The 12,855-nt window shown below is 69.9% G+C and carries 11 protein-coding genes; 8 read left to right on the forward strand and 3 right to left on the reverse strand.

Annotated elements, in window-relative coordinates:
- Nucleotides 1-106 precede the first annotated feature (106 nt).
- Entirely contained in the window at nucleotides 107-880 is a 774-nt protein-coding gene (locus tag ACIQRL_RS16775) for an MHYT domain-containing protein (protein ID WP_401331959.1), read from the forward strand.
- A gap of 57 nt (nucleotides 881-937) precedes the next feature.
- Nucleotides 938-3,526 carry a nitrate- and nitrite sensing domain-containing protein gene (locus ACIQRL_RS16780; RefSeq protein ID WP_401331960.1) on the forward strand — a complete coding sequence of 863 codons (2,589 nt, stop codon included), beginning with the start codon at nucleotides 938-940 and terminating at the stop codon, nucleotides 3,524-3,526.
- Nucleotides 3,527-3,531: 5 nt separating this feature from the next.
- Here ACIQRL_RS16780 and ACIQRL_RS16785 read toward each other — a convergent pair whose 3' ends face one another.
- On the reverse strand, nucleotides 3,532-4,734 hold the full coding sequence (locus tag ACIQRL_RS16785; RefSeq protein ID WP_401331961.1) for an IS110 family transposase: 1,203 nt from the start codon (nucleotides 4,732-4,734) through the stop codon (nucleotides 3,532-3,534).
- Between the two features lie 209 nt (nucleotides 4,735-4,943).
- On the opposite strand from ACIQRL_RS16785, the gene ACIQRL_RS16790 reads away from it, so the two are divergent.
- The 5 genes from ACIQRL_RS16790 (at nucleotide 4,944) to ACIQRL_RS16810 (ending at nucleotide 8,376) form a co-directional block, all read left to right on the forward strand.
- Nucleotides 4,944-5,381: a roadblock/LC7 domain-containing protein gene (locus tag ACIQRL_RS16790; protein ID WP_401331962.1), complete on the forward strand. Its 438-nt coding sequence runs from the start codon at nucleotides 4,944-4,946 to the stop codon at nucleotides 5,379-5,381.
- Between the two features lie 19 nt (nucleotides 5,382-5,400).
- The gene (locus ACIQRL_RS16795) at nucleotides 5,401-5,814 is read left to right on the forward strand and encodes a DUF742 domain-containing protein (protein ID WP_401331963.1); all 414 of its coding nucleotides are present in this window, start codon (nucleotides 5,401-5,403) and stop codon (nucleotides 5,812-5,814) included.
- Between the two features lie 200 nt (nucleotides 5,815-6,014).
- Nucleotides 6,015-6,620, forward strand: a complete 606-nt coding sequence (locus tag ACIQRL_RS16800) for a GTP-binding protein (RefSeq protein ID WP_401331964.1) — start codon at nucleotides 6,015-6,017, stop codon at nucleotides 6,618-6,620.
- A gap of 201 nt (nucleotides 6,621-6,821) precedes the next feature.
- On the forward strand, nucleotides 6,822-7,235 hold the full coding sequence (locus ACIQRL_RS16805; protein WP_401331965.1) for a roadblock/LC7 domain-containing protein: 414 nt from the start codon (nucleotides 6,822-6,824) through the stop codon (nucleotides 7,233-7,235).
- Between the two features lie 127 nt (nucleotides 7,236-7,362).
- Entirely contained in the window at nucleotides 7,363-8,376 is a 1,014-nt protein-coding gene (locus tag ACIQRL_RS16810) for a DUF6397 family protein (protein ID WP_401331966.1), read from the forward strand.
- Here the strand turns inward: ACIQRL_RS16810 and ACIQRL_RS16815 are convergent.
- Both ACIQRL_RS16815 and ACIQRL_RS16820 read right to left on the reverse strand, forming a co-directional pair.
- Nucleotides 8,363-9,229 carry an acyl-CoA thioesterase gene (locus tag ACIQRL_RS16815; RefSeq protein WP_401331967.1) on the reverse strand — a complete coding sequence of 289 codons (867 nt, stop codon included), beginning with the start codon at nucleotides 9,227-9,229 and terminating at the stop codon, nucleotides 8,363-8,365. The genes ACIQRL_RS16810 and ACIQRL_RS16815 overlap by 14 nt on opposite strands.
- Nucleotides 9,230-9,248: 19 nt before the next feature.
- Nucleotides 9,249-11,762, reverse strand: coding sequence for a DEAD/DEAH box helicase (locus ACIQRL_RS16820; RefSeq protein WP_401331968.1), 2,514 nt, complete (start codon nucleotides 11,760-11,762; stop codon nucleotides 9,249-9,251).
- Between the two features lie 145 nt (nucleotides 11,763-11,907).
- On the opposite strand from ACIQRL_RS16820, the gene ACIQRL_RS16825 reads away from it, so the two are divergent.
- Nucleotides 11,908-12,702: a metal-dependent hydrolase gene (locus tag ACIQRL_RS16825; RefSeq protein ID WP_401331969.1), complete on the forward strand. Its 795-nt coding sequence runs from the start codon at nucleotides 11,908-11,910 to the stop codon at nucleotides 12,700-12,702.
- The last annotated feature ends 153 nt before the right edge of the window (nucleotides 12,703-12,855 follow it).

The following is a 12,855-nucleotide window of genomic DNA, read 5'->3' on the forward strand; positions in this document are numbered from 1 at the left end:
GTTCGAGCCCGACGCGATCGCTCGGGCGCACCTCTTCGTCACTTTGCAACAGCTTTCGAAATGCGCCCCAGTTGTGCGCCCCAGCGCGCACTAGCGTCCCTGGGTCATGGGACACCTGGACCACGCCGCCTTCGGCTGGCTGACCCCCGTACTGTCGTACGCGATGGCCTGCACAGGCTCCGCCCTGGGGCTGCGCTGTACGGTCCGCGCACTCGACGCCACAGGCCGGTCGCGCCGCAACTGGCTCCTCGCCGCAGCCTCCGCGATCGGCACCGGTATCTGGACGATGCACTTCGTGGCGATGCTCGGCTTCGGCGTCACCGGCACGGAGATCCGCTACAACGTACCCCTGACCGTGTTCAGCCTGCTGGTCGCCATGGCCGTCGTCGGCGCGGGTCTCTTCGCCGTCGGCTACGGCCGCGACCGGCACCGCGCACTCGTCCTCGGCGGGCTCACCACGGGGTTCGGTGTCGCGAGCATGCACTACCTGGGAATGGCGGCGCTGCGGCTGCACGGCCAGGTGCGCTACGACCCGGCACTCGTGGGGCTCTCCGTCGTGATCGGCGTGATCGCGGCGACCGCTGCCCTGTGGGCCGCGATCTCCATCAGGTCCCCCGTGGCGGTTGCCGTCGCCTCCCTCGTCATGGGCGGCGCGGTGAGCAGCATGCACTACACCGGAATGATGGCGGTGACCGTACGCGTGACCCCATCCGGCAGTGCGCTGCCCGGGGCCACGGCGATGCAGTTCATCTTCCCCCTCGCCGTCGGTCTCGGGTCCTACCTCTTCTTGACGGCGGCCTTCGTCGCGCTGTCCCCGATGTCCGGCCGAACCGAGGCGTCCGCGTCGGCCCAGCGGCCGGTCCAGGGCGTCGCTCGCTGACGGCCCGTCCCGCGCGGCCCGGACGGCACGCCCTGAACCTCTCCGATCGAGGAGGCCATGCGTACACCCCGTAGGACCACCAGAACCGGCGCCCAGCCACCGCCCCCGGTGCGTGGTCGGCGCGCGCACGCGGGCCCGCCGGCGGACGAGGGCGCGGACCTCGGCGAGCCCGTCGCCGGGCCTTCGCCGGAAGCACTCGCGCGCGCGGTGCAGTGGCACATCCGGCCCCGCACAGTCCGGGCCAAGATCGTCAGCCTGCTGATGGTGCCGATCGTCTCCCTGCTCGCGCTGTGGGCCTACGCCACGGTGAGTACGGCACAGGACGTCGCGCGGCTGCGCCAGCAGCAACGCGTGGACTCGACGGTCCGGGCCCCCGTCGACGCGGCGGTCGCCGCGCTCCAGGCCGAACGGGCGGAAGCGGTCCGCTACGCGACCGACCCCGCCACCGTGCCGCCGAGCGACTTCAAGGACCTCGCACGGCTCACCGACCGCGCCGTCGCGAAACTGCGCCTGGGGGACCACAACACCGTCGCCGACGGCGCCGACCTGCCTGCCGGAGCCGCCGGGCGGCTCACCGCTTTCGTCGCCGAGGCGGAGCGGCTGCGGTCGCTGCGCACCGCCGTTCTGGACCGCCGTACCGGATGGGTCGAGGCGTACGGCGAGTACACCAGGACCATTTCGACGGCCTTCGGTGTCGACGGAGCGCTCACCGGCATCTCCGGCGCGGGCCTGCGCTCCGACGCGCGCGTCCTTCTCGAATTCTCCCGGGCTGGGGAGGCGCTCGCCCAGGAGGACGCCGTACTCGGCGGGGCCCGGATCGCCAGGACCCTCGACGGCGAGCGGCTACGGCTGTTCACGGGGGCCGTCGACACCCGCCGCACCCTGACGGACGCCGCCGCGCCGGATCTCGGCGGGCCCGAACGAACTGCCTGGAACGACCTCGTGGAGGGGAGCGCGTACGACGACGTGCGCGCCGTCGAGGACAAGGTGCTCGACGCGCGCCCCGGCCCCAAGGCCCTCGAAGCCGCGCCGGAGGCCGTCTGGAACATCGCTCATGAGCGCGTGAGCGACGGGATGCGCTCGGTCGAGGCCGACGCGGGCCGCGGTGCCGCGGACGGGACCGACCCGCTCGGGCGCGCCCTGCTCACCCCCGCCGGCGCCGCGGTTCTCTTCGGCCTCGCCGCCGTCGTCGCCTCGCTGATCATCTCCGTACGCATCGGACGTGACCTCGTCGTCGAGCTCGTCGGCCTGCGCGACAGCGCCCTGGACGTGGCCCGCCGAAAGCTCCCGGCGGCCATGCGCAGGCTGCGCGCGGGCGAGGCGGTCGACGTGGACGACGAGGCCCCGCTGGGACGGCCCTCGGAGGACGAGACCGGACAGGTCGCCCAGGCACTGAACACCGTGCACCGGGCCGCCCTGCGCGCCGCGGTCGAGCGTGCCGAGCTGGCCGGTGGCATCTCCGGGGTCTTCGTCAATCTCGCCCGGCGCAGCCAGGTGCTCGTGCACCGCCAACTGAATCTCCTGGACGCCATGGAGCGCAGGTCCGAGGACCCGGACGAGCTGAGCGACCTGTTCCGGCTCGACCACCTCACCACACGGATGCGGCGCCACGCTGAGAGCCTGATCATCCTTTCCGGAGCCGCGCCCGGACGGGCCTGGCGAAGGCCCGTCTCGTTGACGAACGTGGTCCGGGCGGCGGTTTCCGAAGTCGAGGACTACGCGCGCGTGGAGGTACGGCAACTCCCCGAGGCGGCCGTGGTCGGGGGAGCGGTCGCCGACCTCACCCATCTTCTGGCGGAAGTCGTCGAGAACGCCGCCCAGTTCTCGCCCCCGCACACCAGAGTGCGGATCACCGGCGAACCGGTCGGAAACGGCTACGTGATCGAGGTCGAGGACCGGGGCCTGGGCATGGGCAAGGAGAGGATCGCCGAGGCCAACCGGCGTATCGAGCAGTCCGAGGCGCTCGACCTGTTCGACAGCGACCGTCTCGGCCTCTTCGTCGTCAGCAGGCTCTCGGCCCGGCACGGCATCAGGGTGCACCTGCAGACCTCGCCCTACGGGGGCACCACGGCGGTCGTCCTCCTTCCCACGGCGCTGCTGCACGACGGCCCGGCGGAACGTTCCCTCCGCAAGGCCGACACGGACAGGCCGTTGGAGAGGCAGTACGCGCGTGTGTCGGCCGCTCCCGAACACGACGCCGTCCAGCCCACCACCGAGCGGCCCGCCCTGGTCTCCCCGAGGCCGATGGCCTCCGAAGCCGCGGCGAACGGTTCACGGGAGACCTTGCCTCCGGAGAACGGTCAGAAAGAGACCGCACATCCGCCGCACGGCGCCCGGGAGACCGCGCCTTCGGGAGTCACGGCACTCCGTCTGCACCGTCCCCCTGACGACTCCGCGGGCGCCGACGAACTCCCACGCCGTGTCCGACAGGCGAACCTCGCCCCCCAACTGCGTGGACAGCGTTCCGACGAACCGGCGGAGTCCCCGGCATCCACGGCGGACGACGACCGCACACCCGAACTGGTACGAGCACGTATGGCCGCGTACCGGGCCGGCTGGGTACGCGGCGGCGGCCGGTCACCCGGCATCGGTGCCACCCCCGGCCCCGAAGCGGGCAGCGACAGCAGCGAAGGAGAATCTCAATGACCGTGTCAAGCCGTCTGCGTGACCGGCGGGGTGGAGGTGAACAGCCTCTTGTCACGCAGCATCGCCCAGAGCACGTCGACCCGGCGGCGGGCGAGCGAGAGCAGGGCCTGGGTATGCAGCAGGCCCTCGGATCGCTTCTTGAGGTAGTAGTCCCGGGAGGGGCCGGGCCGCATCATCGCAGTCTGTGCGGCCATGTAGAAGATGTGCCGCAGGCGCCGGTTGTAGCGCTTGGGCCGGTGGTAGTTGCCGGTCCGCCGGCCGGAGTCTCGGGCGACTGGGGCCAGTCCCGCGTGGGAGGCCAGACGCCCGGCATCGAGGTAGCCGGACAGGTCACCCACGATGGAGATGAACTCGGCGCCGAGGATGGGGCCCATGCCGGGCATGGACTCGATGATCTCGGCGCGCACGTCGGTGCGGAAGGTGTCGCGGATTTCCCGGTCGTTGTCCTTGATCCGCTCGTCCAGGGCGAGGAGCTGGTGGGCCAGGTCGCAGACCAGTTTCGCGGCCCGCTTTTCCCCGGCAAGCGCGATCTGCTGGCACTGGGCAGCCTCGACGGCCTTGGCCGCGACGGTGTCGGCGCCGCGGACTTTGCGGCGCTCCAGCCAGGTCGTCAGCCGCTTGACGCCGATCCGGCGCAGGGCGGCCGGGGTCTGGTACTCGGTCAGCAGGACGACCGGGCCCTTGGCTGCGGAGTAGTCGAAAGCCCGCTCCAGTGCGGGGCAGATGCCGACCAGCAGGTCGCGGAGCCGGTTGATCAGCCTGACCCGGTCGGCGATCAGATCGGCCCGGTAGTTCGTCAGCACCCGAAGGCTGGAGACCAGTTCCGGGGGTGCGTCCAGCGCGGCGAAGTCCCTGCGCATGCGGGCCTGGTCAGCGATGACCCGGGCGTCCTTCGCATCGGTCTTTCCCTCGCCCTTGTAGGCGCCGGTCATCCGGTTGACGGTGCGGCCGGGGACGTAAACCACCTGTTGGCCGTGAGCGACCAGCAGGGCCAGCAGCAGGGTGGAGGCCCGGCCGGAGATGTCCACTGCCCACCGCACCTCACTGGCCCGCGAGCGGGCCGTGTCGATGAGGGTGAGGATCCGGGCCTCGTCGTTGATGACCTTCGTCGAGAACAGCGTCTCGCCGTCGGCGTCGACCGCGACCGCCCAGTGATGCCCCTTGCCGGCATCGACGCCGACCCATATCCGCTCGTAACCCGTGCTCAAGCCTGTCGCTCCGTGTCTCTCGTGACCAGCACTTCATGGTCCGAAGAACACTCCGCCGACAGGTCCCTAACCAGCGATGACCGCAGTTCTCAATCAGTGGTCGGAGCGTCCCGGAGGACCGGGCGGCCATTCTCCTTGAGCCATCAACGGCAACTCCGCATCAGCCACACCCGGTCCTCCCGGACCGCCAACATTCTTAGGGACCCCGCATGATCCAGGACCCGAGCACAGGAAGCGCCCAGCGGTCCGGTGAACTCGACTGGCTGCTGGACGACATGGTGCTGCGCGTGACCGAAGTACGGCACGCCGTGGTGCTGTCGAACGACGGACTGGCGGTGGGCGCGTCCACCGCCCTGCGACGCGAGGACGCCGAACACCTCGCGGCCGTCGCCTCCGGATTCCACAGCCTGGCCAAGGGAGCGGGCCGCCACTTCGGCGCGGGCGGGGTACGCCAGACGATGGTGGAGATGGACGAGGGCTTCCTGTTCGTCGCCGCGGCGGGAGACGGTTCGTGCCTCGCCGTCCTGACCGCCGTCACCGCTGACATCGGCCTCGTGGCGTACGAGATGGCGCTCCTGGTCAAGCGCGTCGGCGAGCATCTCCACGCCCCGCCGCGCGTCGCCGCACAGCCGCCCGCGGCCGGATGACCGAGGACGGCCCGTGCAGATGACCGAGGACACAACGGGCGCCCCGCCGCAGCCGGGCAGCCAGTGGTACGACCGGGAGGCGGGACCCCTCGTCCGCCCCTACGCGGTGACGGGCGGCCGCACCAAAGCCGGTCCGACCGGGATGCACTTCGATCTGATCGCCCTGGTCACGCTCGACAAGGCAGCGCCAGGAGCAGACGAGGACACCTCGCTCGGTCCGGAGCACCGGACCCTGATCGAACTGTGCCGTACCGAGACGCAGTCGGTCGCCGAACTGGCCGCGGGCGCCGATCTTCCCGTGGGTGTGGTCAGGGTACTCGTGGGTGACCTCCTGGAGCGGAGCTGCGTCACCGTCAGCCGCCCGGTGCCGCCCGCGCAACTGCCTGACGAGCGAATCCTCCGCGAGGTGATCGAGGGACTGAGGGCGCTCTAGCCGATCCACGTCGGTCGGCGCGACGGCCGCTCGCGTTCACTCCAGGGTGCGGAACGGGCGTGTTCCGGTCGCAATGGGCAATGTGCGGTCCAACGCCGCCCGTCGGAGCCGCAGTTGTCATGATGCTGACTTCTGGCTTCGAGCACCCGTACAGACGCCCCGATGCCGACGCTTGTCGGCACTCCCGAGAGAAGTGATCGATGGTCTCCGAGAACTCCGATGCCTCGGGTGGCGACCCGACCGCCCTGGCGTTGAAGATATTGGTCGCCGGCGGGTTCGGCGTGGGAAAGACCACCTTGGTGGGCGCGGTCAGCGAGATCCGGCCCCTGCGCACCGAGGAACTGCTGAGCGAGGCCGGTCAGTCGGTGGACGACACCGACGGAGTGGGCCAGAAGGTCACCACGACCGTGGCGATGGACTTCGGACGCATCACCATCAGGTCCGGCCTCTCGCTGTATCTCTTCGGAACGCCCGGCCAGGACCGCTTCTGGTTCCTGTGGGACGAACTGTCGACGGGGGCGCTGGGCGCTGTCGTCCTGGCGGACACCCGCAGACTCGAGGACTGCTTCCCCGCGGTGGACTACTTCGAGCACCGGAGCATCCCGTTCGTCGTGGCCGTCAACTGCTTCGCGGACGCTCGCGCGTACGGGGCCCAGGACGTGTCCCGCGCCCTCGACCTCGACCGCGGTACGCCGGTCGTCCTCTGCGACGCCCGTGACCGCGACTCCGGGAAGGAGGTGCTGATCCGGCTCGTCGAATACGCCGGGAGGGTACACACCGCCCGGCTGCTCGAGTCCGTCGGCTGAGCCCGCTCATCGACGCCTCTTGAGGCACTGTCCTGCCCCGGCACCATGGCACGGCTCCCCGCGGCCCGGCCGCTCGCACCTGCTCGTCGGCCATCTTCTCTGCCATGCCACCCGTCCGCCTTGCCCGGACGGCTGCTGTGGGGAAGGCTTGCTGGTCGAATCCTCCGGCCAGGGAGGAGCGACACACGGGGAGACCGGATCATGGAGCAGAAAACGGGACTTGGCTGGTTGCTGGACGACCTCACCGAACGCGTCCCGCACGTTCGGCACGCGCTGGTGCTGTCCAACGACGGGCTGGTGACGGGCGCGAGCACGGGACTTCGACGCGAGGACGCCGAACACCTCGCCGCGGTGTCATCGGGACTGCACAGCCTGGCCAAGGGCTCCGGCCGGCACTTCGGTGCCGGGCAAGTACGGCAGACGATGGTCGAGTTCGACGAAGCGGTGCTCTTCGTCACCGCGGCCGGCGCGGGCAGTTGTCTGTCCGTCCTCAGCGGTGCGGAGGCGGACATCGGCCAGGTCGCCTACGAGATGACCTTGCTCGTGAACCGCGTCGGCGAACACCTCCGCGTGGATGCGCGACAGCCGGAAGGCAAGCCCGCTTCAGACCTCTGACCTGACGGTATGTCGTCGCGGCTGGAGTTATCCACAGGCTCGCCACGATGTCCGACGAGCCGGATACGGTTTTTCCCGAGGCGAGCGCACACCGGCGCGAGCCTCCTACACCACAGGGGAGACCGCCATGCCCGGCAGCACCATCACGCAGTCCGCCACCTCATCACTCGGTCGAGCCGCACGAGAACTGGAACTCAGGCGCGGCGAGTTCGACCTCGCCCTGCACCTCGGCTGCGTGCGCTCGGTTCCTGACGAGGGAGGCGGGGGACGCCGGGTCGCACGTGCCGAGATCGACCGGGTGCGTGCCGAAGCGGGCTTCCCGGAAGCGCTCCGCGAGCGGGTGAAGACCGTCGGCACCACGGAGGGCGCCGCTCTCCTGGGTGTCACGACCACCCGGTTCACCCGCCTCGCCCGCCTGGGACTGGTGGTGCCGGTAAAGTTCTATCTGAGCCGTTACAGGGTCGTTGTCTGGCTCTACCTCGCCGAGGAACTAAGGCAGTTCGCCACTGACCAGCAGAACACGCCGCTGCTGAGCGGCCGGACGCCCGAAGGACTCCGCGATCAGTTGGACGAAGGCCTCGACCTCCGTCCTCGCAACTGGCGTGGCCGTCACCTGGGGTTCCTGTTGAGGCAGACGGAGGATCCCTGGGCCCGCGCCGCGGTGGTGGCGTCCTTGCTCGACCCCGTCCAAGTGGCTGAGACTGTCAAGGATCCCTACGAGCGCGCCCATCTCAACCGCCTCCGGCCCGCGCCTGTTTCACAAGCCGCCCCGGACTCGCCCGGAGCCCGGATCGCCGAGCGCATCACGACGGCGGACGACCCCGACGAGATCAGCTGGCTCAGGGCCGACCTGGGGCAGAGCGTGTCCGAAGCCAGAGAAGCTCGCCCGGCGCCCCGCCCGGCCGTGGACGCCTCATCCGGCACAGCCCGGAGGCCGGCCGCCACATCGTCGGCGGGGCGATCGGCGGGAGCATCACCGTCAGCGGCCCCGCCGTCACCGATCACCGCTTCGCGCGCCGCGCGCCAAGGGCACGCGGCCGTGGACGCCCCGTTCATGCCGCCGGAGTGCGCGCGTTCACGGCGGCTGCTCGGATGGCTGCGCCGAAGGAACCTGGACGCGCGTCCGCCTACAGCGCCCTGAAAAGGCCCTCCTGCACGACCGAGACGAGCAGGCGTCCCTTCAGGTCGTAGATGCGTCCGCGGGCAAGGCCGCGGCCGCCCGTCGCGATCGGTGACTCCTGGTCGTACAGGAACCACTCGTCCGCGCGGAACGGCCGATGGAACCACATGGCGTGATCCAGCGACGCCATGTCGAAACCGCGCTGACCCCAGAGCGGTTCCACCGGAATGCGGACGGCGTCGAGCAGAGTCATGTCGCTCGCGTAGGTGAGCGCACATGTGTGCACGAGCGGGTCGTCGCCCAGCGGTCCGACGGCGCGCATCCACACCGCGCTGCGCGGCTCGGCGTCCTTGGTCTCCTCGGGCGTCCAGCGCAGCCGGTCCACATAACGGATGTCGAAAGGCTGGCGTCGCGCCATGCGCTCCAGCGCTTCGGGAAGCACGCCGAGATGTTCCTCGATCTCCTGCGTCAACGTCGGCAGGGACTCGGGGTCCGGCACCTCACGCGCCGGCGGCAGCTGGTGCTCGAAGCTCCCTTCCTCGGGCTTGTGAAAGGAGGCGGTCAGATTGAAGATCGTGCGGCCCTGCTGCACAGCGGTGACGCGGCGCGTGGTGAACGACCGTCCGTCCCGCACCCGTTCGACCTCGTACACGATCGGGACGCCCGGCCGGCCCGGACGCAGGAAGTACGCGTGCAACGAGTGCACCGGCCGGTCGCCCTCGGTGGTGCGGCCGGCGGCGACCAGCGCCTGGCCGGCCACCTGGCCACCGAAGACGCGCTGCAGGGACTCCTGCGGGCTGCGGCCCCGGAAGATGTTGACCTCGATCTGCTCCAGGTCGAGCAGGTCGACGAGCCTCTCGGCTGGGTTCGTCATGGGTGGGATTCTCCTGTGCTCACAGCTGTCCGACGTCGGTGACCCTGACGATGGCACGGCCCTCGGCGTCGGAGGCCGCGAGGTCGACCTCCGCGCTGATGCCCCAGTCGTGATCGCCGTTCGGGTCGGCGAACGTCTGCCGGACGCGCCACAGTGCGTTCTGCGGCTCCTCCACGATCGACAGCAGCTTCGGGCCACGGGCGTCGGGGCCGGTACCGAGGTCCTCGTACTCGTCCCAGTACTTGTCCATCGCCTCGCCCCACGCATCGGCGTCCCAGCCGGATTCGCCGTCCATCTCGCCGAGTTCGTCGACGTTGTCCAGTGCGGCGAGCTCGACCCTGCGGAACATCGCGTTGCGCACGAGGACACGGAAGGCGCGGGCGTTCGACGTGACCGGCTTGACCTGGTCGGCCTTCTCCTGGGCCTCCTCGGCCGTCATCACCTCGGGGTTGGCGAGCTGTTCCCACTCGTCGAGGAGGCTGGAGTCGACCTGTCGCACCATCTCGGCCAGCCAGGCGATCAGGTCCTCCAGGTCCTCGGACTTGAGGTCGTCCGGGACGGTGTGCTCAAGGGCCTTGTACGCACTGGCCAAGTAGCGCAGGACGATGCCCTCGGTGCGGGCGAGCTCGTAGAGGGAGACGAACTCCGTGAAGGACATGGCTCGTTCGTACATGTCACGGATGATGGACTTGGGCGACAAGGGGTGGTCGCCGACCCACGGATGGCTCATGCGGTAGGTGTTGTACGCGTGGAAGAGCAGTTCCTCCAGCGGCTTGGGGTACGACACGTCCTGGAGCCGCTCCATGCGCTCCTCGTACTCGACGCCGTCGGACTTCATCGCGGCCACGGCCTCGCCACGGGCCTTGTTCTGCTGGGCCGCGAGGATCTGCCGCGGCTCGTCCAGCGTGGACTCCACCACGGACACCATGTCCAAGGCGTACGACGGGGACTCGGGGTCCAGCAGCTCGAACGCCGCGAGCGCGAACGTCGACAGGGGCTGGTTGAGCGCGAAGTCCTGCTGGAGATCGACGGTGAGCCGCACGATGCGGCCGGTCGGGTCCGGCTCGTCGAGCTTCTCCACGACCCCGCCGTCGAGAAGCGAGCGGTAGATCGCGATGGCCCGCCGGATGTGCCGCAACTGCTGCTTGCGCGGCTCGTGATTGTCCTCCAGCAGGTGCCGCATCGCCTCGAAGGCGTTCCCGGGCCGGGCGATCACCGAGAGCAGCATGGTGTGCGTCACGCGGAAGCGCGAGGTCAGCGGCTCGGGGTCGGAGGTGATGAGCTTGTCGAAGGTGCTCTCCGTCCAGCCGACGAAGCCCTCGGGGGCTTTCTTGCGCACCACCTTGCGGCGCTTCTTCGGGTCGTCGCCCGCCTTGGCCAGCGACTTCTCGTTCTCGATGACGTGCTCCGGCGCCTGAGCGACGACGTAGCCCGCCGTGTCGAACCCCGCGCGCCCGGCCCGGCCGGCGATCTGGTGGAACTCGCGGGCGCGCAGCGTGCGCACCCGCGTCCCGTCGTACTTCGTCAGCGCGGTGAACAGCACCGTGCGGATGGGCACGTTGACGCCGACACCGAGGGTGTCCGTGCCGCAGATGACTTTCAGGAGACCGGCCTGGGCCAGCTTCTCCACCAGTCGGCGGTACTTGGGCAGCATGCCGGCGTGGTGCACACCGATTCCATGGCGTACGTAACGGGAGAGATTTTGACCGAACTTGGTGGTGAACCGGAAGTTGCCGATCAGCTCGGCGATCTGGTCCTTCTCCTCACGCGTGCACATGTTGATGCTCATCAGCGCCTGCGCCCGCTCCACGGCCTGCGCCTGGGTGAAGTGCACGATGTAGACCGGAGCCTGCTTGGTGGCGAGCAGTTCGGTGAGCGTCTCCGTCAGCGGAGTGAGCATGTACTCGTAGGACAGCGGGACGGGCCGGGTCGCCGAGCGCACCACCGCCGTGGGGCGGCCCGTGCGCCGCGTGAGGTCCTTCTCGAACATCGAGACATCGCCGAGCGTCGCCGACATCAGGATGAACTGCGCCTGGGGAAGTTCCAGGATCGGGATCTGCCAGGCCCAGCCCCGGTCGCCCTCGGCGTAGAAGTGGAACTCGTCCATGACGACCTGACCGACGTCGGCGTGCCTGCCGTCCCGCAGCGCGATGGACGCCAGAACCTCGGCGGTGCAGCAGATCACCGGTGCGTCGGCGTTCACGGAGGCGTCGCCGGTCAGCATGCCGACGTTCTCGGTGCCGAACATCTTGCACAGCTCGAAGAACTTCTCCGAGACCAGTGCCTTGATCGGCGCTGTGTAGAAAGTGACCTCGTCCCGGGCGAGCGCGGCGAAGTGCGCCCCCGCGGCGATCATGCTCTTGCCCGAGCCGGTGGGCGTCGAGACGATCACGTTCGCACCCGAGACCACCTCGATCAGCGCCTCCTCCTGATGGGGGTAGAGCGTGAGACCGCGTTCCCCGGCCCACGACTCGAAGGCTTCGTAGAGGGCGTCGGGGTCTGCGGTCTGCGGCAGCTGATCGATAAGGGTCACGCCCCCATCTTGCCTGTCGATACACGTGATGGGGGAATCGGCTGCTCGGGGGAAGATCACGACCGCTACGCTGTGGCGCCGGCGACGCGTCAGCGCGCACGGACAACTGGACAGCGGTACAAGAGGAATGGGGCGGGGAACGGCCATGATGGGACCAGCACACTCACTGTCGGGGGCTGCGGCCTGGCTGGGCGTCGGAGCGGCGGCCGCGGCGGCCGGCCACACCATGCCCTGGCCGGTCCTGCTCGTAGGCGCCCTGATCTGCGCCGGCGCCGCACTCGCCCCGGACCTGGACCACAAGGCCGCCACCATCTCGAACGCCTTCGGACCGGTGTCCCGAAGGCTCTGCGAGATCGTCGACAAACTCTCCTACGCCGCCTACAAGGGGACCAGGAAGCCGGGCGACCCCCGGCGCAACGGCGGTCACCGCACGCTGACCCACACGTGGCTGTGGGCGGTGATGATCGGATCGGGTACGGCCGTGCTGGCGATCACCTGCGGCCGCTGGGCGGTCCTGGCCATCCTCTTCGTGCACATGGTGCTCGCCATCGAGGGTCTGCTGTGGCGGGCGGCCCGCGGTTCCAGCAGCGACATCCTGGTCTGGCTGCTCGCCGCGACGACCTCGTGGATCCTCGCGCAGACCCTGGACAAGCCGGGCAACGGCGCGGACTGGCTGTTCACGGCGCCGGGCCAGGAGTACCTGTGGCTCGGCCTGCCGGTCGTCCTCGGCGCCCTGGTGCACTGCATCGGGGACGCGCTGACGGTGTCCGGCTGCCCGATCCTGTGGCCGATCCCGGTCGGCCGCAAGCGCTGGTACCCGATAGGCCCGCCCAAGGTGATGCGCTTCCGCGCGGGCAGCTGGGTCGAGCTCAAGGTGCTGACGCCGGTGTTCATGCTGCTGGGTGCCGTGGGCTGTGCGGCCGCGCTGAACTTCATCTGAGTTCGGCGGCTCCCGAGTGGCACCAGCGCTCCGCTGCCGCTGCCGCTGGGCCAGGCAGGCGCTCGGCTCCTGCCTGGCCACGACGCCGGTGCCCGGTGCCTCTCCAGCCGCCCCGGCGCTCGGTTTTGCCGGTCCTCAGGACCGGCGCCGGAC

Origin of the sequence: Streptomyces sp. NPDC091209 (assembly GCF_044757755.1) — a bacterium.
Classification (GTDB): domain Bacteria; phylum Actinomycetota; class Actinomycetes; order Streptomycetales; family Streptomycetaceae; genus Streptomyces.

What these genes read in the sequence shown, in the direction of transcription:
- ACIQRL_RS16805 (WP_401331965.1), top strand. Translation starts at nt 6,822, where the DNA reads ATGGAGCAGAAAACGGGACTTGGCTGGTTGCTGGACGACCTCACCGAA.
- ACIQRL_RS16815 (WP_401331967.1), bottom strand. Translation starts at nt 9,229, where the DNA reads ATGACGAACCCAGCCGAGAGGCTCGTCGACCTGCTCGACCTGGAGCAG.
- ACIQRL_RS16780 (WP_401331960.1), top strand. Translation starts at nt 938, where the DNA reads ATGCGTACACCCCGTAGGACCACCAGAACCGGCGCCCAGCCACCGCCC.
- ACIQRL_RS16790 (WP_401331962.1), top strand. Translation starts at nt 4,944, where the DNA reads ATGATCCAGGACCCGAGCACAGGAAGCGCCCAGCGGTCCGGTGAACTC.
- ACIQRL_RS16795 (WP_401331963.1), top strand. Translation starts at nt 5,401, where the DNA reads ATGACCGAGGACACAACGGGCGCCCCGCCGCAGCCGGGCAGCCAGTGG.
- ACIQRL_RS16825 (WP_401331969.1), top strand. Translation starts at nt 11,908, where the DNA reads ATGATGGGACCAGCACACTCACTGTCGGGGGCTGCGGCCTGGCTGGGC.
- ACIQRL_RS16810 (WP_401331966.1), top strand. Translation starts at nt 7,363, where the DNA reads ATGCCCGGCAGCACCATCACGCAGTCCGCCACCTCATCACTCGGTCGA.
- ACIQRL_RS16775 (WP_401331959.1), top strand. Translation starts at nt 107, where the DNA reads ATGGGACACCTGGACCACGCCGCCTTCGGCTGGCTGACCCCCGTACTG.
- ACIQRL_RS16800 (WP_401331964.1), top strand. Translation starts at nt 6,015, where the DNA reads ATGGTCTCCGAGAACTCCGATGCCTCGGGTGGCGACCCGACCGCCCTG.